Source organism: Anditalea andensis (genome assembly GCF_000714815.1).
In the GTDB taxonomy this organism is placed as follows: Bacteria; Bacteroidota; Bacteroidia; order Cytophagales; family Cyclobacteriaceae; genus Anditalea; species Anditalea andensis.
The window spans coordinates 39,682-58,960 of sequence record NZ_JMIH01000011.1 but is presented as its reverse complement, the minus strand read 5'-3'; the positions used below and the strand labels follow the sequence as shown (position 1 = coordinate 58,960).

Sequence of the window (19,279 nt, the reverse complement as noted above, 5' to 3'; positions counted from 1 at the left end):
TTGCCTTTAAAAATCTTTCAGGTTCTCCGGCCAGCAGGGAGAAAATCATGTAGACCGAACTAATACATACATCATATTTTAACCATCATTATTCACTTCCTATGACACCGGTTGAAGTTTTTAAGACCACTGTAAAAACAGCAGATGATGCGGCTAAATTGCACACAGCACTTCAGAACCTATTAAAGAAAATCAAATGGAACTTTGACTTGGAAGATGCTGAAAAGATTCTACGTATCGAAACGCTGAATCCCAAAATCATCTCATCAGTAAAATTACTGCTTCAGCGAGAAGGGTTTGAGTGTGAAGAACTCAGCGACTGAGATAAAAGCTGCTTCCATCAATAGACTATAGACCGTATAAAGTTTATCGCTGGATAAGGCTGAAAATATTGTTTGTAGGATGCATTGTCAGTTTTTACACGAACTGACTATATGAGTTGGTCTTGTAAAAGCGTATTCAGTATTTGATGCTTCAGGCTTTTTTTATGCAAAAAGTCCCTTGGCAAATACTTCCGCAGTCTTTCTTTTCCAGCTTTTGCTTTCAAAATAGGTTTCTAACTCCTCGTTGATTTGGAAGATATCGACCTGCTCAAAATCATATACCGAGCCTTCAGCGATATCTGCCCATTCTCTAAATGACTCGTACTCCGGATGTTTAGGGTCGTTGACTGCCTTGCAGAATTCCTCATAACCCCGCACTCCTCCGACATCTTCTGGCGGGCATGTGCCAATCGCCTCTACACAGGTGGGGGAACCCTCCTGAAGTTCAAATATGGCCATGTCTCTTTTGCTGGGCTTAAGGAATCTTATGTGATGCCACCAGTCATCCCCAAAGTCATACCAGTACCAAAATGGTCTCGCTTCACGCATCTCGAAAAATGCCTTCTTCAACTTTACTTTATGTGCCTCTTTTTCTTCCATTCCATCGTAAAAATACTCTGGATCATTGGCAAAAGATGCTATTATAGTGGGGTCATTTTTGTAGTCCATAAATTGGAATAAGTGATTCCCCCACCAGCCCATGCACAACTGGATCGTTAAGTGCAGCTGAAGCATAGTAATATTTTCAGGTACCAATATAATTCGAGTGACCGGATGAGGAACTGACTTTAGCTCGACCTTTATTTTAAGTGGAGCAACCTTAACCATATTCATACTATTTCTTTTTACAAACATAAGCAAGAACGGCAATTCTAAAAAGTTCCATTCTGAAGCAGTCAATAATTTATTTAAGTGTGGTATAAGTTTTTTGACTGATTTATTCGATTTTACTGATATTTTGAATACATAATTCATTTTGATTAGGTTTCATCAGTTTTTATGTTGCGAAGAATTTTATAATCAATATAAAACGTGCCAAATGGAACCATGCAGGCAAGAAGTACTTTCCAACTGGTTTCTTTAAATTTCCATTGTTGTTCTATACCAACACGTAAAACGTTAAATACGTACAAAAGGAACAAGGCTCCGTGTATTGGTCCAAGTTTTTTTGATAACGAAGGATTGTCAAAGTAATACTTTAGTGGAACGGCTATAAAAACCAAAACAATTATTGAGATACCTTCTAAATAGGCGAAAAGACGTAACCGGCCTATTGTTGTTGTAAATAACTTCTTCATAATTAAAATGTTCTAAAGTATGGTCGGCTAGATAGCGGTGAAAATGACCAGGGAATAGCAATGAAAAGGATGATTAATACGATAGAAAACCAAACCAGCATTGTTTTAAATTTTTCTCTGTCCGTTGGTTTTCGTTTTGCCAAGGCGGAGCCTATTGTCAATACCACAATGGCTGTCAGCATTAAGACAATATGTATCAGGCCGTAAAACGTTAAGTCTAAATTTAGTAAGGCGGTTTTAGTATTTGCCCAAAAATATTTTACAACAGGACTTTGAGTGTAAAGGACTATTCCAATCATTAATTGGATATGAGCAACAGTTGCTGTCCAATGTCTAAAAGCATTATCGGTTTTCGAAAAGGGCTGGTTTCTGGTATAGCCTATAAAAGCCCGGTAAATGGAATACACTAAAATTACCAATACAAGCCAACGAAACAAAGAGTGCAAGGATAACAGGGTTGAATACATACCTACGTTGTTATTGTTTTTGGTTTTTTTAATACATTCCAAATTGTAGGCGCTCCAAAGAAAAACCAAAGTGCAAGTATAGGGTCGCATACCGCGCAACCTGCCGAAGACGATGGTTCAAGATAAACGATTGGATTACCGTATAAATGGTGCAAGATGTCCCACCCTGTATGCAATAACCAACCAATGCCTATAAAGTAATAATGTTTCAGTCCTTTGTAAGCTACGAATAGCATTAGCGAACCAAAAACATACTCCCAAACGCCTAAACCGCCACTCCAATACACTGCCCCTGCGCCCGCAATTAATAATGCATTTATTTTTTGGCGATAGGGCTCTTTTATAAAGGACATTATTGTGATAAATGCAAAAGCAATCAGCACAGCAGCTAATGCGACATTGATTGTAAAGTCAGGAACGATGTGATTATGTGTATCCATATCTTTTCTATTTTTCTGTTTCAGTGGCAAAGATAAAATAAAACATACCAAGTAGTATTTTTTTGAAGAAATAAAATTATTTCAGACTGTTCAGATAGCCTTTAAGTTCCTTTAAATAAGGTAGATAAACCATTTTGCTGTTTTCCAATTTTCCAAACTTTCGAATAGCCCAATAACCTGACATTATAAAAATTGTAACTTACTTTGCGTTTACGTCTTTTTGGATAAATCCATTTTCTATTTCCTTTCTCAATAGTTGTGGTCATTACTTTTGTCCATTGTTAAGTTATTTCGTTTAAGGCGTATTTAAAATCTGTATTACAAGAGGTCATTTTTTGGGTGAAATTTGAAGCAGGGCAGCCATGTTTGACTTTCAAGAACTCGTTTTCCATTCGCAGGTTGTACATCAAATCATAAATAGCAATCAATGGATTTTGCTCGTTTTGATGCGGTTCTATAAAACATTTTGTGAGTGTTGGTTTCAGGATTTCGTTAATAATGGCGTGTCCCATTTCGTCCTTGTTTTTGAAATGGTAGTAAAATGCACCTTTAGTTACCTGTGTCGTGGCGATAATGTCGTCAATGCTTGTAATCTGATAACCTTTGAAGTAAATCATTTCAAATGCTTTTTGTAGAATTAATAGCCGTGTTGTCGCTGCTTTTTTCATAAAGATACCATTTAGTATTTTTTATCAAAAAAACAGAGAAATACCGTAATTCCAAAACATCGGATCGCCTATTGTCTTGTTATTGTGTTGTCTTTTAGGGTTGCAGGTAATGGTAGGCAATATGGCCAATAAAGGTGTCCTGTCCTGCCCAAAGCTTACCAACCCAAGCAGGAATAATACCAGCCTCAATAGTATATTTTTTATAGCTCTTATAATTTAAACTTTAGCTCAATCACAAGGAGTTCCTTTGGCCAATGAACTATTCGATGCCTCTCGCTGAAATAAGTTCTGAATTCTGGTAAGATCAGACTGGCTGGGAAAGTTATCCTGGAAGGCATTTGTATAATTTAATTCCCCCATATGAAAGCATATCTACTTTTATCCCTGTTTTTCATTTGTTTATTATTCAGCTGCAATCCTGAAGAAACTCTTCCGTTACCGGAATTTTCACTACAAGATGATTATTACCTGATAGGAGTGTTCCTCACGTTCAATAATGTCAGCCAAGAAACAAATTATCAATGGGATTTTGGTAATGGACAGACATCAGATCTTCGTGAACCTTACATTGCTTACACTGAACCAGGGCTCCATACCATCACCCTTACAGGTGGTTCCACCGCCCAGGCAAGGGTCTTGCAGCAAGAGGTTAAAATAGGACATTGTAAAATCTACGAGATACATTTATTCAGTTTTATCTAAAACCACTATCTGCAAGGCGGTAATCCTAGAGATCCTTTTCAGGGAAATGCCGATGTCTATTGGGAAGCTTTACAGTATAATAAAGAAAGCAGAGAATATGATCTACTATTACGAAGTGAAGTAACAACAGATGTAGGGCAGGAAAACCTACCTTTGACTTGGGAAACGGACATACCTTTGGCTCGGGAATCGGAAAACTTTCCTTTTGCTGCAATCATCATTCGTTTTTATGATCAATAAGACGGTAGAATTATCGCCACAACTGAGTTTGCATTAGTTGAGAACAGTAATTTTAATAAAGAGGAAAAAGTTGGGTTTACGTTATACAGAAGAGGTTCGACTGTCTTTCCACCTACTAGACCGGCAAAAGAGGCATAATCGAGGTTCAACTCGGGGATGCCTCTTTGTTTTTTACTTTTAACTTGCTGTATATGAGCGATATACAAAAAGACAAAATTTATCCTAGAAGTTCGACACTCATCTTTTTTTCGATCATAAAATATGCCTTCCGGAAAGATCAATTTTTGGATTTGTTGTTTGGTCACATAATCATAAGAATCCCACTTCTGAGCCAGTTTGGTGGAGAAATCCATCGCTAAATCAATGCACTTTTCAAGGTTCGACCCCCTCTTTGACGATTTCGCCAAAAGTTTGTCTGTTTCATCCTTTTCCTGCTTGAATTTTTTCACATAACGATAGTAGAGTTCACTGTCAATCTCCTCATTGATATAGCGCTCTTCCAACCTCATAATCTTTTTCACTAACTCCTTTTGCTTATCTTTCAACACTTGCCATTCTTCTCCCTGTTGACCTGAAAATTATTGAATGTGGCCACTGTCTGTTCCCTTATGAGTTTTGTAAGGCCTGGCTCAGCACTTAGGTTGAAGTAACCAAGTATCTTTTTAAAATGCCCGTTCAGCCATTTCGCACTTCTATTGTTTTTGCAGCCAATCGTGCAGCACTTGTAATAATACAGCTTTTTACTTTTTACAATATACCCTCTCATCGATTTACCACAACTGTTGCATAGAAGGAATCTTTTCAGGGGGATTTCATCATTTTCCTCCTTGATGGAGTAGCCATTCGTTTTCCTATCCATGATGCCGTTTACTTTTAGAAACAGCTCCTGTGAGACAAGCACTTCATGGTTTCCCTCCACTACCTTTCCTTCCAACATGTTGTGAATCATAAGCCCACAATAGAAAGGATTCCTGAAAATTTCCGAGATCCGCCTATGATTTATTGTGAATCCCTTTTCTTTAAGTCTCTTACAAATTTCAATAATGGAAATTTCTTCCTGTGCCTTCCACAGGAATGCCTGTCTCAATAATTTCCCTTTTTGGTTGACCACTATTTTCCTTGCGCCATTCCGTTTTACACTATCAAATCCCATTGGTGGTTTGGTTGGCCAATCTCCCCTCAACAACATTTCCCGTATACCGGCCATACATTTTTGCTTTCGGAGCTCGTTGTCAAATTCACCAAAAAGGAACAGCATTTTTTGTTGCATTTTTCCAGCTGGATTGGAAGTGTCAATCGGTTGGGTGACGGATATGATTTCCACTCCAAGTTTTCTCAACTGCCCACTAAGCCAAATGGAATTGTCGTTTCTGGAGAACCTTTCAAGACTATAAACAATAATATTGGAAATCTTCTTACGGCTATTTTTTACATAAGCGATCATGGATGCAAACTCTTTCCTTTCGTCGGTTTGAGCGCTTTCATACGTTCCACCAAAGTATGCAAGCACCGTATGCTTATGTTTTTCAGCATACTGGTCACAGGCTTTGCGTTGGGTTTCAAGACTCAGGTTCCTGTCGGCCTGTTCTTTAGAGCTTACCCGGGTATAAATGACGGAATTTGTTCCACCCGTGATCTGAATTGCGGGAGCCCCTTTGCCGAATTGTTGGAAAACAGATATGTCTTTCATGTTGATCATATTCTTGATTGACAAAATAATTATACCTCCATCTGCTCTTATCGTTTGAGGTAAAGTTTTTTTCTCTGGTAGCAATCATGAACGATTGTTGTGAAACTTTTGATGGTTTCAATTATCTCCAGCACCTCTATATCTGAAAAATTGGCAAAAGCGTTGCAGGCTTTAACTTCTTCTATAGTAATATCATGTTTCCGGCCAAACCCTCTTTCAACCTCACTGTATTTTGATGTTTGAATTTGTTTTCTCATCCCAGCTTTTTAATTGTACAATGACAAAAAAAGGCTGAGGGGATGGGAATTTATCACACTGCGAACTCGCAAGGGGTTGTTTTCTAGCCAAAACCCCAATAACTATAAAACAAATTTACAAAATAGATTTTAAAAGTTTGGATTAAAAAGGATGAAATAGTCCCCTACTTTCTTCGAAATAGTTAATTTCTATTAAAATGTAAATTGAGGTTTTTCACGGTTAATGGGACGTTTTATTATTCGAGGCGTCCTTTATTATTTTTAGGATATAGAGTACAGCTCTCCTTAATGAATGGGTCACTTATCAATGGGAGTATTTTAGAGATGGAAGGATAAGTTAATTTATATAACTTTGTTTTGAAAGAGGGTAGGGTTTAAGGATTTAATTACAAGGATTCATGGAGTAGGATAAATTAAAGGAGAAACTCGATAGTTTTGATAGCAATATGTTGGCATTGTGGGCGTATGGTATTTATCGTTATTTGGAAAAATTTTTAAACTAAGAAAAACTCCATGTTGTTGCTGATATCAAAGCAGAAATAATGGCATTTGCTTTTTGGGAAGATAAAAAGGGAGAATTGTAGCATTGGGATACATACTACAGGCCATTTATTTTACATATAGATGACCATAAGAAGTTTAGATATGAATTTTCTTCACTGGGCTCAACTATCAAGATTTCGAACCGATTTTCTAATGATGTAGATATGTTAAACAATCTATATCAAGAGATTGAGTTAAAATTTGGTAGTTTTCAAAACCTAGAATCAGGAGAGGTTTTAATGAAGGATAATACATTTTCCGATAACAAAGAGGCTGTAAAAAAAAGTCTTCAATTACATTAAATGAAGTGTCAGAAAAAAGGAAAGGGGGCAATAAAAAATCCGAGGGGATTGAAAAAAAATGATTTTGAAAAAACTAAGATAATTAGATTTAATTGAGTCTTAAATGAATTAACCTATGGATAGAGAGCAAACAGTGTCAGTACTTGTCTCTTAGCAAATTTTACTTGTTGAAAAGTTGTGTTATTTAGTTTGAATTTAAAATGAAATCGTCCATGTTTATTATATAAGTAGGGTTCAGATATACTGCAATATAAAATTTCCGCTTCTATTTCTCAAAAAATAATGATGTAATCATATATTGAAAGCATAAGCAGTAAAGCCCAAAAGCTAGGGGTTACAACTACGTTTTGAGAAAGGGTCAATATTCAACTTATAGTTCGAATAATGAAATTGGATTCGCTCGAATTGAAGCGTGCAAAACTATCAATAAGACATTAGAAAAGAAACTAACTATCACCAGTCTCGACTTATTTTGTCCTTCTCCTTCAGGTGTCTTTGCCGTCTACTCGTTTATTGGATGCCCTTTTATCTTCGTTATTTACTTCTATAGTCAAAATACTTAATTTAATTGTTGATACTTTTGATATCAATTGGTCGTCAAATGTTGTTCTATTCAAAATAATAATTTGTCCCACTCCTAAGGTTTTATCACTGCCAATATCATTTAGAGTAGTTTTAAATTAGGATGGAAACTATTGATGTTTCTCAATATTATAGGAATCTGCTTTTCTAATATAAGTATATGATTTATTATAAATTTTCTTTAAATTGCAATATGTGATTAATCAATTGAATAAGAAGGTATTATATTTGGTGGCTCTTTAAGTTCGAAATTGAGTATTCTAAAATTGTAAAAATTATGAAAAACATAGGAATAAGATTAGAAAAATGGATGTTCTTCATATTTGTGCTAATCGTAATGAATTTAACTGGATCTTGTCAGGAAGTGGATACTATTGAAGAAGATTTAAAATGTCGAATTGAATCAGTGAATGGTCCAGATGATGATGTCATTGGAAAATGGAAATTAGTAAAAGAGGAAAGATTCAGGATGATTGATGGGGAAATTCGAATTAATGACTATTCCTGTAACAATATTATTTACGAGTTTAAAGAGGATGGGTTATTGGAAGTAACTAATGATACTGGAGATGAAAACCATGCTTCTGGAGAGTATTCTTATGAGTTTACTTCGGCTTCTTCCAATGAAAATGGTTACCCCATTTTGAAAAAAGGCAATTTAAGTTGGCCTTGTAATATTGAAAATAGCAGTTTGACTTTAAATTTGGCATCCTTAGATGGGCCAACTTTGTTCTTTATTAGGATTAAATAGATATTATTATGAAGAAAATTTACTGTTTATTACTCCTGATTATTTTTATATTAAGCCAAGATTTCGTTTTTGCTCAAGAGAATCTAATTTACAAGACCATTCAGGAAACTAAAGCCAAAGGAATCGAAGTTCAGGTGGCTTCATCTGCTTTTTCACAAGTTTCTGGTGAAAAGATGATGTTCAAACACTTTGGGAATCCTGAAAAAGTAGAAGTTCTTCATTTTGAAGACACAGTGTTAACACATTTGGAGAATTTCATTTTATTGGATATACCACTTAAAACTGGTAAACTTCAATTGGAATTACTAGAAGTACAATCCTCATTCTACAATTATCAAATTGAGACGAGTGATGGGAGTAGGTTTTTTCCTAATCAAAATATTAAACATTATAGGGGAGTTGTAAAAGACAATCCAAATAGTTTGGTTGCCATCAGTTTTTTGGAAAATGAGGTGGTAGGTTTGGTAGTTACGGATGAGGGTAATTTCAATTTAGTATTGGATAAAAAAAGTGGGAGACACATTTTTTACAACGATAAAAATCTAAATGAACAAATGGACTTTCAATGTGCTACACATGAACAAGGGGGGGTAAATTATGATCCTGAAATTCTTGCAAAACAGTCCAAAATGGCTATACAATCTGAAGGTATTTGTGTGGGTTTGTATTTTGAAACTGAACAAGATGTTTTTCAGACTAGAGGAAGTTTTGCCTCAGTCGAGTTTTTTGTAACTGGAATATATAATCAAGTGGCAACCCTTTACCAGAATGAGAATATTGAAACATCTCTTGCAGAGATTTTTGTTTGGACTACCCCTGATCCATATGAATCTAATGACACTCAAGTTCTTTTGGAGCAATTCCAAGATAATAGGACAACATTTAATGGTGATTTGGGTCAATTATTGACCTTTAGATCCATAGGAGGGGGGCTTGCAGCAGGATTTAATGGGCTTTGTAACCCTGATGTTTCTGAAAGGTTATCCGTTTCACAATTATTTAACACCTACGAGTTTGTGCCAAACTATAGTTGGACAGTACAAGTTATTGCGCATGAATTTGGTCATTTATTCGGTTCTCGACATACTCATGCCTGTGTATGGAACGGAGATGATACAGCTATTGATGGGTGTGGATCTTGTATGGAAAATCCAGATCCTGAGATATTTGACTGCTTCAGTTGTGATAGACCTGGGACTCCATCAGGTGGGGGTACAATAATGAGTTATTGCCATTTACAAGGAAATCCAGGCATTAATTTTAATCTTGGCTTTGGTCTTCAACCTGGCAATGTAATGAGGAATAGCGTTGCAAATGCAAATTGCCTATGTGAATGTGTATATTCAACAATCTCAGGTCCAGACTTCCTATGTTCTTCAGCTTTTTCAGAATTTTTTACAGTCAATAACGTTCCTTTAGGTGCATCTATATCTTGGGATTCTACGCCTTCTGGAGCATTAAGTTTTTCTGATAATAGTGATTCCCCAACTGTAACTTGGCTTGGTGGCAATTTTGGAGAAGTAACTATAACCGCCATGATTACTACTGCATGCGAAACAGTCGAGGTTTCTAAATCAATATCTGTAGGAGGGATACCACAAAATGAACTTACAATTATTGGAGACCATTTAGTTTGCCATGGAAATTATTTATATACTGTAGAATACTTTGGCGATATTCCGATCAGTGGTTATCAATGGTATTTCCCTCCTGGTTACAGCGCGACTGTAACCAACCCGATTTCAGCCCCTAATCAATGGATGATAAGCATCCCTCCCTATGAGATTTTCCCACAAACCATAGAACTATTTGTCCAAACGCCATGTGGAAACCAAGGCCCCTGGTTGATTGAACTGGAGGAGCAGAGTCCAGGATGTTCTTCGCCCTTTTTATTTTCTGTTTATCCAAACCCGGCAGATGATGAGTTTATGGTGGTTGGAAAGATGGAGTTTCAAAGTGTAAAATCAAATACAATAGTAGTGCCAAATTTCTCAGCTATATTGTTTGATCAAGATGGTAACCCGAAGTTAGAAAACAATAGCGTGGATGGGCAAATCCTGTTCAAAACAAACCATCTACGTCAAGGTGTATATGTACTTCAAATATTGAATAATGGAGATAAAGAGGAAAGAAAAATTCTTGTTCAACATTGAACAAATGAAATTGATTTCTAAGCATTTATACTGACTTAAAATTTTCAGCGTTTATCCATTACAAATATCTTTCTTCATTTCTGTTCTTGTTTTATCTGCATCTCAAGGCTATTCAAATTTCCAATAGCCCATTCAGAAATCAGCTGGTTTTCATGGTTTTGCATGGTCAAAAACAAACTCTTTTGATCTTCTAAAAGTGGTACCAAGGAACCCGTCCAAGAGAAGGTACCCATATTCACATTTAAGCCACTTAGAACCTGTTTAATATAACCAAAATCATCAATAAGTTTTTTAGCGTAAGGATGCCATTCAGAATAGTTACTATTGTTTTCACCATAGATTGGCACCAACTTAGCAAGTCTTAAGGGAGCTAAAGGTTTTTTATCAATACACCAATTAAATATTGTGTTTATATCGCCCTCAAACAACACTCCAATACCTCTATTACCCACACCACATATGTTAGATCCTAGAATATTTTTTAAACCATAGAACTTAACGTAATGGTCGTCATTAAAAAGTATTGCATTAGTTAAATCTGTCCATATTAAATGAAAATGAACCTTCATTAACACTTCATAGATTCCTTGGAGGTCACTATCTGAGTAAGTCATATTATCCCATGTAATTGAATCAATTATGGAATTGTTTATAAAAACAGCAATGTTGTCCAGCTAAACGGGGCTCACCACTTACAGTATCTGGTGCTGAATACTGAGGGGAAAACCCAAATTATCGGAATAACCAACTTATTCACCTTCATAGGCGCAAAACCCTGTACAGAATGGTTGAATGGAATGGTGTCTATGGATGATAAGGGATTCATTGTGACCGGGGCAGATGTGATGGATGCTTCAATGACCGAATGCACCATTTTTGAACAAAGAAAACCTCTACCTCTAGAGGGGAGCATTCCCGGCTTTTTCGCAGTGGGTGATGTAAGAAAAGGTTCTGTAAAGCGTGTTGCCTCCGCAGTGGGTGAAGGTTCCATGGCCATTAGCCAAGTTCATCAATATCTGGCTGAATTAAAAAGGATATGGATTTATTAGAAGCAATGCAGTGGCGGTATGCCTCAAAGAAATACGGTAGCAAAAAAGCCTCTGGTCAAAAACTGGAGAGAACGGTTAGCGCCATCATTCTTTCAGCATCTTCCGGAAAAACATCAGTAAATTGAAGCGTTCTTTGACTCCTAATTTCTCTCCAGTTTATTAGGGACTTAAACAAAAAGCTTTTCCTATTGTCGTGTCAGTGTAATGACAATTTGTTTTCCGTATTCGGCATGTCTATGCTCCAAGGTGAAATCATAGAGCCGCTTTCCTACTTGATAAAAAAGTAAGGCAATTGCACTGTTTTATTAAATATTATTAGAATTTTGTTGTTTTATGGTTTAAAAGGTATTGAATAATAGATATTAAGTTTTTTTAAGGCCAAAATGGCTCTTTAAGCCGTCAAGAACCATTGACCTTGTCCGAACTATCAAAGAAATTTGAAGTGAATGCAGTAATGATCTCCTAGTGGAAAGGGGAGCTTTTGGAAAACATGTCGAGAATGATTACATCTATCTGAACCCCTGCGATGACGGTTTTGAGCTGCTGGAAGGGATCAAAAATACATGTCATACGCTAACCAAAAGGTAGACCATATTACCAAACAGAAATCTGGGGAAAGGTATATGGGACAGGTAGATATGGTAGCATAATTAAAATACACTGTTTGTCCTGATATCTTAGGTTATCAGGACGGATAAACAGCTTTAAACCAACCAATATATTCAACAATTGAAATTTTTGGTCCAATAAATAGGGCGTATCATATACGAAGAACAGGACTTTGCCAATAAGATGATGAAGAAAAGAAAACGCCAAAGAAAGGATAATTAGTTAAAATTCAAATGCTTCATCATGAGATATAAGCGCTGTGCTTTTATTCTCTACTCAATAGTCAGTTAAAATAGTTTTATGTTTTAGACATGGCAGAAGTTACTTTATATCCTAAAAATACGCAGGGTAAAACACCTAAAATCATTAATCCCCAAAACCAGATAGGGTTCACAGCCGACATCCATAGCCAACCCACCACCAGCATTATCAGACCCCCTACTATCAGATTTTCTTTTGCTTTTCCTCCAGTCTTTGTAGTAGCTATTCCCCCTAAAAAACAGCTAACCCAGACACACAAAAGTTTGATGATAAATTGAGAAATATTGGTGGCACCTAATTCCTGATTGATAAATATTTCCAAAGATGATGCGAACAACCACCCTTGTACCTTGGCAAAAAGAGAACTCAATAATCCTATCGTTCCGAATCCTACTATAACGGAAAGTATCTTTCTGTAATTCATTGTTTAATTTATTTTAAAATTCAATTGGTCTTCCGTTAATACAATTGGATCAGTCATTATTTTTTGTACATCTGCATGAGATGCAGATCTGAAAGAATGGACAAATCTTTTTAATTTTTCTTCATTATCAGGGATAAATGACGCCGAATTATTTTTTGCATTTCCCTGAAATTTCTGAATCATAGGTTGCATGATCGTATCATAATTGGCACAAGCCGTTTTTAAATCATTGGGATTTTCGTGAATAAAATGAGCCAAGGCTTTTGCTCCGTAAATAGATAAGGATGCTCCCATTCCTGATAGTGCTGTAGGACAATAGCCCGCATCTCCCAACAAAACCACATTTCGGTTTACTAAACTGGGTGATTTTACCATACCCATTTTATCAAGAAACATAAGGCCATTATTTACGAAACGATCTAACAAATGCTGTACATTTTCATTGTATCCAATAAAAGATGTTTTGAGTATTTCATTGGCTTTGTTTTGAATGGATGCTGGATCTCCTTTGTCGTGTATATAGCACTGAATGGCTATTTCATCGGAAGCAATGGGATAAATAGACAGCATCTTATTGACATCAATATAAATATTGAATTTGCCGACCTCATAAGAATGAGGCTCTTTCAAGCGTCCGCCCATATAAAGCACATTAAAATCCTCTACCGTACTTTCGGGAAAATAATTCTGTCTTGTTGTAGAGCGTAACCCTTCCGAAACGATAAGCAGGTCGGCCCCCAACACGGTTCGGTTGTTGAGTGAGATTTTGACTTTGTTTTCGTCATACGTTAGTTTTTCAACATAAGATGAAAAAAGAATATCCACTTCATGCTTTAGGTCGTTGTATAAAACGTGATGCAGTCCGCCTCGTGTTATCAATACGGAACGTTCAATGTTCTCGTTCATTTTCTCATAGCTAAGACCTTGTATAATTGTATCGTTTGATTCCCTGAAATTTACAAATTCCGATGGTGATGATGCCTGCTGCAATTGTTCTGCTAATCCTAATTCGTCCATAATACGAATCCCAAAACTCTTTAGCGAAATAAGAAAACCAGATTTACTGAATGATGCAGCCCTTTCCAAAACAGTCACTTTATGACCTTGTTTGCTCAATAGTTTTGCAGCAGATAATCCGGCAATGCCCCCTCCTGAAATCACAATATTTTTTTTCATTGTTTCTAAACTTTAATTTTATACTGCAAATTTATTTTTATATTTTCAGATAAATTAGCTCAAATTAAACCAATAATAGTCCAATAAATTATGTTTGATGAAAAGCGTGAAATGAGACGACTTGCAGAAAAACTGGGCCTCTCCCTATCTTCTATTGAAGAAGAAATAAAATTTTTGCATTTCAACCAATTGAGCATTGTGGACTTGATGCCCGAGATGTTACTAATGGTTCGCTCCTTAATTGCCAGCCAGACTTTTGCGTATAAAAGAAAACCAATCGGGGTGATAGAAAAAGGATTGCTCATTTCGTTTCAAAATATTTTTATTACGGAAGAAATGGGTAAAGCAGTTGGTAAAAGAGCCTTGAACAATCAGCCACATGTTAGCATTATGCCTTCGCATTTAGAAAGCGAAGTGATTTTTCCTAGAGATGTTCACGTACAGCAAATCACCATTTTAGTCGAACTGGAGTACCTGAAACGTTTTGTTGGAAATGATGCAGATAAATTGTCTTATCTTTTTGATGTAGAAAAAACCTTTTGGATAGAAGAATTTATGTCACCTGAAATGTCTGATTTTGTTGCTCAATTGGCTAATTTCTCTTCAAAAAACATTTTATCACAAGCCTTTTATCGGCTAAAAACACTTGAACTTATTTATTTGCTTTTCAGCAATTTACTAAAAAGAGAAAAAAGAGAACACCACCACCTTAGCAATGCTGAAATTGATGGGGTTTATTTGGTTCGAAATACGATAGAATCAAATCTTGAAAAACCACTTGCAAAAGATGAACTGGTAAAACTCAGTGGTATGAATGAGCTAAAACTAAGAAGGATATTTACACAAGTTTTTGGCAAAGGAATTTACGAATATTACAATCATCTGCGTATGCAAAATGCAGCAAGACTATTAATGCAAGAAGATCTCTCAGTTTCAGAAGTCGGCTATCAATTAGGATTTAGCAATTTGAGTTATTTCGGAAGGTTATTTGAAAAACACTTTGGATTAAAACCAAAGAAGTGGAGTGTTAAAAATAGAATCTAAGAACTTTTTATCGCATTTTAATATTAACAAACACTGCCACAAAACGCCAAACACTGCCTCACCCTTATAGTCACTGCATAGAGCAAAAAAAGCGGGACAGGCTGTGAGCTTATGGCTCACGGCCGTATACCTTATTAGCAGTAGTTTACTTCCACTAATAGATTATATTAATCCCTTTTATGATTTGTCTTCAAAAAACTTCTTTTGCCTTAATAATGCTTCATTAAGTGATTTTTGAATATACATTATGCCCTGAGTTGCTTCCGGGGTTGATGCTCTTTGTCCAATTTCTTCAGGTTTAGTAAAGTCAATATCTTCTATGCGCTGGTTTATCCACCATAAGTTTCCAAAGGGGTCTATTATCCTACAAACTTTCTCACCAAACCAAAGATAGGTAATATCAGTAACGGAAACAGCTCCAAGCTGTAGTGCTTTTTGGTATGTATTTTCAATATCATCTACATACAAATTTAGGAAGCTTGGAGTGGGAGCCCAGTTTTTCTTTGAATCAAATAGCATTACCATAGCGTTTCCGATTTTTACTACTACATGAATAATTGCCCCTTCTTCATTTAGAATCCGGCTATTCGGAACTTCCTCTGCTTCAAATACAGTCTTTAAAAACTGGACAACATCTGCTGATGATTCAGATATTATCCAAGGAGTTATTGAGGTATAATTGTCAGGAATAGTTTTGACTTTTTTTATTTCGTTGCTTTGCATATAAAAGTTTTTAAATTATAATGCAAAGCTAAAGGGGGTCTATGACAAATGTATGTCAGGGGTATCAAAAATTATTTTTCCGATACTGTGCCAAATATTCTTCCAAGCTTATTTTATGCGGACTAAATGTTTTGGCAGTTATTTCTAATGCCTTAATTCTGTCAAACCTAAATAGCCGATAATCTTTACGTAATCGACACCAGGCAATTAGGTACCAACTAGCCCCAACATTATTTATAAAAGCAAAAGGTTCAATGTCTCGTTTTGTGGATTCTGCACTGGAGGTGGAATGATATTCTATATTTACGACATTAAAATTTGTTAAAGCCATTTGTAATAATGACAATGTGTTACTGGTTGCTTCCTTGTTGTTTGGATTTTCCCAAAATGCAACCCGTTTCGAAAGTAGTTCTGCTTTATCCTTTGCGTTGTTTTGCAAAACTGATTTTATTTTGGCAGTGGCTTCGGTATAATTTTTTATAAGTGATATATCCTTGTTCACCATTACAAGCTTTTCTGCTGTTATTAAAGCGTTAGCTTCATCTTCGGTAAACATTATAGGTGGCATTTTATAACCGGCCATCAAGGTATAACCTTTGCCCTCCTCAGCCAAAATTGGAACTCCTGCTTGTTCTAAAACTTTGATGTCTCGATAAATTGTCCGAACACTTACGGAAAATTTTTCGGCAAGTGTTGTCGAAGTAATAATCCGTTTTGTTTGTAACTGTGTTAGAATTGCAATCAGCCTTGATAGTCTTGAAATGTCTTTGTTTATCACGATATTGCTGTTTGTCTATTAGTAATCACTGCTTTTGTTATAATTTACGCTAACGGGCAAATATAAGCATAGTGCGGGATATCGGAGCGATTCTCTGTCTGCTCACTACAAAGGCCCTTAGGAGAAAAAGGGGGCAGTTCTACCACTTTACCCTGCATTACGCTTATACAATGTATGTGCCTTGAATGGTGAATATAGATCTATCATTTGACCGTCCCAACGGGTGAAATTCCAGGCATTCTTGAACTCCTTTGAAAATAATATCAAAGTGAACAAGGTACCTTAAGCGCGGGGTAATCCCGAGGAATCGAGACCCTGTTTTTAGATATGAATAATGATGACTCTAAGCCCCTTTTTCGCTTGAATCTAAAGGATCCACCAGAAAAATTAAAAAGCCCGTCCTACAGTAGATGAACTTTTGTGCAACGAATCGCCGCTTTTCGCTATCACAAATTTAAGAATAAGAAATTACTTGCTATTTAAGACAGTACCTCGTCTACCTGATGGCTTTTCTTGCCTTTATGCAAAATGCACAAGTGACAGATTGACAAATCTTTCTTGCGCATTTTGCATTATTGTTTTCAATAGTATTTATTCCTTATTTATTTTCTGGCATAGTTGGTGTACCCACCGTCAACTAATAATTCTGTTCCAGTAATGAAACTAGCCATATCGGAAGCTAGGAACAATACTGTTTTTGCAATTTCATCAGGATTACCCACCCTTTTCAAAGCGGTGGCGGAAGCTACATATTCCTTTGCTTCTTCAGTAGGAACTGCACTGTCGAGTATTTTTGTTTGAACAGGACCGGGACTCACGATATTTACCCTGATCTTTCTGTCAACCAACTCGTTAGCAGCAATTTGGGCAATTTTATTAAGTGCTCCTTTTGTGGCGGAATATACACTTGCCCCCAAATTGGCAGCTGTTGCTACAGTTGATGATGTAAATAATATTGCTCCCCCATTTTTCATATTAGGTAGTAATTTTTGTAACGTAAAGAAGCTTCCTTTTACATTGGTGTTGAATTGGGCATCAAAATCCGCTTCCGTTACCTGTGCAATAGAATTGAATACGGCTGTTCCCGCATTCAAGAAAAGAACGTCTATTTCAATTCCACTTGCTGCCACTGCTTTTTCCAATACTGCAATACCTGCTAAATTTGAAGTATCTGAAACTACTGTATTCAACCGTGGGCTGACTATCTCTGCAGCTGCTTTTTGAAGATTTTCAGCATTTCTTCCGGTGATCCATACATTTGCACCTTTTTCTATAAAGGCTTTTGCAGTTGCCAACCCAATACCTGTACTTCCACCAGTAATTACTACATTTTTATTTTCGAATTCCATTTTCTAATTTTTTATAGATTATATGCAAACTTAAAACAGTTTTATTTATTTTTGTTATTAAGTAACAAAAAGTAACTGTAACCTTGAAGTAACTAAGTAACTTATGATGGAGTGTGAAGATTTTAAACCGAACGAACACAAAGAAGAAATGATGGCTGTTCAAGATACTATGGATGTGTTGCGTGGAAAGTGGAAAATAGAGGTCCTATCATCCATTTGCTTTTATAATAAAAGAAGATTTTCAGATATTTTAAATGATGTAAATGGTATTTCCAACAAAATGCTGAGTAAGGAATTAAAGGAGCTAGAGATAAATCAAATGATTACCCGTACTATTTTAGATACGCATCCTGTGACGATACTATATCAACTTACCGAACACGGAAAAACATTAGGAACAATTATAGATAATATGACAGAATGGGGTAAAATGCACAGAAAAAAAATTATCGGAAAGTAAACGCTCTTTTGTTCTAGGTCTAACGCTTTTTTATCCGCTATAAACTTACTTAGTAAGGTAAGTTTATAGCAAACTTTATTTTGGTGAAACTATTTCAAAAATACAATTTTTCAGCTTGCATGTATAGCAAAGTGTTGTAGACGCAATCTACCTAAAAATATAACTATAATATGTCAAGATTGCGTCTAAAACTTATTTGGACTAAGCCGGGATAGGGATATGGGCATTTATTTTCAGAATCCGTAATATTTTTTTATTCTATAGCGCGTACTCCCATTTCTAATTTTCAATGGAAATTTTTACTTTCCCACCTAATCCTTTTTCAACAGTTTCATAAAGGGTTTTTAGTGTCAGGTTGCTACCGTTATTTTCCATCCTTGAAATATAGGTTCTTTTCTTATCCACCAATTCAGCTAGCCGCTCCTGTGTAAGATTTTTATTTTCTCTTGCCTTGTCTGTAAGATCTACAGAGGTCTCACTGGGTTAGGAATGACTGAACGCTGGATTACGACCAAATTCGATGGGGAGTACCATATTGGTACAGCCTCATCTTAGTGAGGGGCCGGGATGTGGGGAGGGTTAAAAGATTGATTATGTTAGAAAAAAGTACTTAACCGTAAGAACCTTTACAATGCCTACCGACAGGTGGTACGGAATAAAGGCTCTGCTGGGGCAGACGGCATGAAAGTCACCGAACTGTTTTCCTACCTGGAAAAGAACAGGGAAAGGATTTCCACGTCCATCCTTAACCACAAGTATCTACCTAAGCCAATCAGAGGGAGGACGAAGCGGGAGCTTCGGGCCAGAAAGCGGGGAGGCCCAAGAAAAAAGGAAAAACAAGATAGCTTGGAGTCCCAGGTGCTGATGACCAAATACGAATTAACATTCGAGGAATACAGCTATGCCTTCCGATTTCAGAAAAACATCCATAAGGCAGTGACACAATCCCTGAAATATAGGGCCGAGCGCTAAAAAAATGTCACTTTTGAT

General features: G+C 36.3%; 23 protein-coding genes and 1 pseudogene. 9 read left to right on the top strand and 15 right to left on the bottom strand.

What is annotated here, in order from left to right; genetic code table 11:
• The first annotated feature begins 101 nt into the window (after window positions 1-101).
• Complete coding sequence (locus EL17_RS02440; protein ID WP_035069632.1) at window positions 102-323, top strand: hypothetical protein; 222 nt, start codon at window positions 102-104, stop codon at window positions 321-323.
• Window positions 324-485: 162 nt separating this feature from the next.
• On the opposite strand, the gene EL17_RS02435 is transcribed toward EL17_RS02440, so the two are convergent.
• The 5 genes from EL17_RS02435 to EL17_RS02415 form a co-directional block, all read right to left on the bottom strand.
• Window positions 486-1,298, bottom strand: coding sequence for a plasmid pRiA4b ORF-3 family protein (locus tag EL17_RS02435; RefSeq protein WP_051719752.1), 813 nt, complete (start codon window positions 1,296-1,298; stop codon window positions 486-488).
• Window positions 1,299-1,303: 5 nt separating this feature from the next.
• Window positions 1,304-1,621: a DUF3817 domain-containing protein gene (locus EL17_RS02430; protein WP_035069629.1), complete on the bottom strand. Its 318-nt coding sequence runs from the start codon at window positions 1,619-1,621 to the stop codon at window positions 1,304-1,306.
• 2 nt (window positions 1,622-1,623) lie between these two features.
• A complete protein-coding gene (locus tag EL17_RS02425) occupies window positions 1,624-2,088 on the bottom strand; it encodes a hypothetical protein (RefSeq protein WP_035069626.1) in 465 nt (154 codons plus the stop codon).
• Window positions 2,089-2,090: 2 nt separating this feature from the next.
• Window positions 2,091-2,528 carry a DUF6010 family protein gene (locus EL17_RS02420; RefSeq protein ID WP_051719751.1) on the bottom strand — a complete coding sequence of 146 codons (438 nt, stop codon included), beginning with the start codon at window positions 2,526-2,528 and terminating at the stop codon, window positions 2,091-2,093.
• A gap of 281 nt (window positions 2,529-2,809) precedes the next feature.
• Window positions 2,810-3,196 (bottom strand): TetR/AcrR family transcriptional regulator, encoded by a 387-nt coding sequence (locus tag EL17_RS02415; RefSeq protein ID WP_240485922.1) that lies wholly within the window; start codon window positions 3,194-3,196, stop codon window positions 2,810-2,812.
• 360 nt (window positions 3,197-3,556) lie between these two features.
• Between EL17_RS02415 and EL17_RS02410 the strand changes: the two genes are divergently transcribed.
• Window positions 3,557-3,898, top strand: coding sequence for a PKD domain-containing protein (locus EL17_RS02410; RefSeq protein WP_035069623.1), 342 nt, complete (start codon window positions 3,557-3,559; stop codon window positions 3,896-3,898).
• 233 nt (window positions 3,899-4,131) lie between these two features.
• Here the strand turns inward: EL17_RS02410 and EL17_RS02405 are convergent, their stop codons facing one another.
• Genes EL17_RS02405 through EL17_RS02395 form a run of 3 tightly spaced genes read right to left on the bottom strand, consistent with a single transcriptional unit; the run spans window position 4,132 to window position 6,085 of the window.
• Window positions 4,132-4,683 (bottom strand): hypothetical protein, encoded by a 552-nt coding sequence (locus EL17_RS02405; protein WP_035069620.1) that lies wholly within the window; start codon window positions 4,681-4,683, stop codon window positions 4,132-4,134.
• Entirely contained in the window at window positions 4,680-5,828 is a 1,149-nt protein-coding gene (locus tag EL17_RS02400) for a recombinase family protein (protein WP_164674919.1), read from the bottom strand. The genes EL17_RS02405 and EL17_RS02400 overlap by 4 nt, the downstream gene beginning before the upstream one ends.
• 47 nt (window positions 5,829-5,875) lie before the next feature.
• Window positions 5,876-6,085, bottom strand: a complete 210-nt coding sequence (locus EL17_RS02395) for a hypothetical protein (RefSeq protein WP_035069617.1) — start codon at window positions 6,083-6,085, stop codon at window positions 5,876-5,878.
• Window positions 6,086-7,789: 1,704 nt separating this feature from the next.
• Between EL17_RS02395 and EL17_RS02390 the strand changes: the two genes are divergently transcribed.
• Window positions 7,790-8,263, top strand: coding sequence for a hypothetical protein (locus tag EL17_RS02390; protein ID WP_035069614.1), 474 nt, complete (start codon window positions 7,790-7,792; stop codon window positions 8,261-8,263).
• Window positions 8,264-8,271: 8 nt separating this feature from the next.
• Entirely contained in the window at window positions 8,272-10,416 is a 2,145-nt protein-coding gene (locus EL17_RS22465; protein WP_051719749.1) for a zinc-dependent metalloprotease, read from the top strand.
• 74 nt (window positions 10,417-10,490) lie between these two features.
• Here EL17_RS22465 and EL17_RS02380 read toward each other — a convergent pair whose 3' ends face one another.
• A complete protein-coding gene (locus EL17_RS02380; protein ID WP_035069611.1) occupies window positions 10,491-11,030 on the bottom strand; it encodes a hypothetical protein in 540 nt (179 codons plus the stop codon).
• Between the two features lie 90 nt (window positions 11,031-11,120).
• Here EL17_RS02380 and EL17_RS02375 point away from each other — a divergent pair, with 90 nt between their 5' ends.
• On the top strand, window positions 11,121-11,465 hold the full coding sequence (locus tag EL17_RS02375; RefSeq protein ID WP_035069608.1) for an NAD(P)/FAD-dependent oxidoreductase: 345 nt from the start codon (window positions 11,121-11,123) through the stop codon (window positions 11,463-11,465).
• On the top strand, window positions 11,453-11,590 hold the full coding sequence (locus EL17_RS23835; protein ID WP_205623522.1) for a nitroreductase family protein: 138 nt from the start codon (window positions 11,453-11,455) through the stop codon (window positions 11,588-11,590). Before EL17_RS02375 ends, EL17_RS23835 begins: the two co-directional genes overlap by 13 nt.
• 782 nt (window positions 11,591-12,372) lie before the next feature.
• On the opposite strand, the gene EL17_RS02370 is transcribed toward EL17_RS23835, so the two are convergent.
• Together EL17_RS02370 and EL17_RS02365 are read right to left on the bottom strand one after the other, a co-directional pair.
• On the bottom strand, window positions 12,373-12,759 hold the full coding sequence (locus EL17_RS02370) for a hypothetical protein (protein WP_035069605.1): 387 nt from the start codon (window positions 12,757-12,759) through the stop codon (window positions 12,373-12,375).
• A gap of 3 nt (window positions 12,760-12,762) precedes the next feature.
• Window positions 12,763-13,935, bottom strand: a complete 1,173-nt coding sequence (locus EL17_RS02365) for an FAD-dependent oxidoreductase (protein ID WP_035069602.1) — start codon at window positions 13,933-13,935, stop codon at window positions 12,763-12,765.
• A 90-nt stretch (window positions 13,936-14,025) separates the two neighbouring features.
• Here EL17_RS02365 and EL17_RS22460 point away from each other — a divergent pair, with 90 nt between their 5' ends.
• Complete coding sequence (locus EL17_RS22460) at window positions 14,026-14,979, top strand: helix-turn-helix transcriptional regulator (protein ID WP_051719748.1); 954 nt, start codon at window positions 14,026-14,028, stop codon at window positions 14,977-14,979.
• A 177-nt stretch (window positions 14,980-15,156) separates the two neighbouring features.
• Here EL17_RS22460 and EL17_RS02355 read toward each other — a convergent pair whose 3' ends face one another.
• The 3 genes from EL17_RS02355 to EL17_RS02345 all read right to left on the bottom strand — a co-directional run bounded on the left by EL17_RS02355 (window position 15,157) and on the right by EL17_RS02345 (window position 17,829).
• Window positions 15,157-15,702, bottom strand: a complete 546-nt coding sequence (locus EL17_RS02355) for a VOC family protein (protein ID WP_035069600.1) — start codon at window positions 15,700-15,702, stop codon at window positions 15,157-15,159.
• Window positions 15,703-15,766: 64 nt separating this feature from the next.
• Entirely contained in the window at window positions 15,767-16,480 is a 714-nt protein-coding gene (locus EL17_RS02350; protein WP_035069597.1) for a helix-turn-helix transcriptional regulator, read from the bottom strand.
• A 602-nt stretch (window positions 16,481-17,082) separates the two neighbouring features.
• Window positions 17,083-17,829 (bottom strand): SDR family NAD(P)-dependent oxidoreductase, encoded by a 747-nt coding sequence (locus EL17_RS02345; RefSeq protein WP_035069594.1) that lies wholly within the window; start codon window positions 17,827-17,829, stop codon window positions 17,083-17,085.
• A 103-nt stretch (window positions 17,830-17,932) separates the two neighbouring features.
• Here EL17_RS02345 and EL17_RS02340 point away from each other — a divergent pair, with 103 nt between their 5' ends.
• Window positions 17,933-18,289: a winged helix-turn-helix transcriptional regulator gene (locus tag EL17_RS02340; RefSeq protein ID WP_084166096.1), complete on the top strand. Its 357-nt coding sequence runs from the start codon at window positions 17,933-17,935 to the stop codon at window positions 18,287-18,289.
• 279 nt (window positions 18,290-18,568) lie between these two features.
• On the opposite strand, the pseudogene EL17_RS02335 reads toward EL17_RS02340, so the two are convergent.
• Window positions 18,569-18,730 (bottom strand): annotated as a pseudogene (locus EL17_RS02335) (helix-turn-helix domain-containing protein); the annotation flags it as partial.
• A gap of 204 nt (window positions 18,731-18,934) precedes the next feature.
• Between EL17_RS02335 and EL17_RS02330 the strand changes: the two are divergent.
• The gene (locus tag EL17_RS02330) at window positions 18,935-19,261 is read left to right on the top strand and encodes a reverse transcriptase family protein (RefSeq protein WP_035069591.1); all 327 of its coding nucleotides are present in this window, start codon (window positions 18,935-18,937) and stop codon (window positions 19,259-19,261) included.
• Window positions 19,262-19,279: the final 18 nt, after the last annotated feature.

Coding starts and splice junctions, on each gene's coding strand:
- EL17_RS02365 (WP_035069602.1), bottom strand. CDS start 13,935: ATGAAAAAAAATATTGTGATTTCAGGAGGGGGCATTGCCGGATTATCT.
- EL17_RS02420 (WP_051719751.1), bottom strand. CDS start 2,528: ATGGATACACATAATCACATCGTTCCTGACTTTACAATCAATGTCGCA.
- EL17_RS02440 (WP_035069632.1), top strand. CDS start 102: ATGACACCGGTTGAAGTTTTTAAGACCACTGTAAAAACAGCAGATGAT.
- EL17_RS02435 (WP_051719752.1), bottom strand. CDS start 1,298: ATGAATTATGTATTCAAAATATCAGTAAAATCGAATAAATCAGTCAAA.
- EL17_RS02430 (WP_035069629.1), bottom strand. CDS start 1,621: ATGAAGAAGTTATTTACAACAACAATAGGCCGGTTACGTCTTTTCGCC.
- EL17_RS02355 (WP_035069600.1), bottom strand. CDS start 15,702: ATGCAAAGCAACGAAATAAAAAAAGTCAAAACTATTCCTGACAATTAT.
- EL17_RS02340 (WP_084166096.1), top strand. CDS start 17,933: ATGATGGAGTGTGAAGATTTTAAACCGAACGAACACAAAGAAGAAATG.
- EL17_RS02410 (WP_035069623.1), top strand. CDS start 3,557: ATGAAAGCATATCTACTTTTATCCCTGTTTTTCATTTGTTTATTATTC.
- EL17_RS22460 (WP_051719748.1), top strand. CDS start 14,026: ATGTTTGATGAAAAGCGTGAAATGAGACGACTTGCAGAAAAACTGGGC.
- EL17_RS02425 (WP_035069626.1), bottom strand. CDS start 2,088: ATGTATTCAACCCTGTTATCCTTGCACTCTTTGTTTCGTTGGCTTGTA.
- EL17_RS02345 (WP_035069594.1), bottom strand. CDS start 17,829: ATGGAATTCGAAAATAAAAATGTAGTAATTACTGGTGGAAGTACAGGT.
- EL17_RS22465 (WP_051719749.1), top strand. CDS start 8,272: ATGAAGAAAATTTACTGTTTATTACTCCTGATTATTTTTATATTAAGC.
- EL17_RS02395 (WP_035069617.1), bottom strand. CDS start 6,085: ATGAGAAAACAAATTCAAACATCAAAATACAGTGAGGTTGAAAGAGGG.
- EL17_RS02400 (WP_164674919.1), bottom strand. CDS start 5,828: ATGAAAGACATATCTGTTTTCCAACAATTCGGCAAAGGGGCTCCCGCA.
- EL17_RS23835 (WP_205623522.1), top strand. CDS start 11,453: ATGGATTTATTAGAAGCAATGCAGTGGCGGTATGCCTCAAAGAAATAC.
- EL17_RS02390 (WP_035069614.1), top strand. CDS start 7,790: ATGAAAAACATAGGAATAAGATTAGAAAAATGGATGTTCTTCATATTT.
- EL17_RS02370 (WP_035069605.1), bottom strand. CDS start 12,759: ATGAATTACAGAAAGATACTTTCCGTTATAGTAGGATTCGGAACGATA.
- EL17_RS02415 (WP_240485922.1), bottom strand. CDS start 3,196: ATGAAAAAAGCAGCGACAACACGGCTATTAATTCTACAAAAAGCATTT.
- EL17_RS02380 (WP_035069611.1), bottom strand. CDS start 11,030: ATGACTTACTCAGATAGTGACCTCCAAGGAATCTATGAAGTGTTAATG.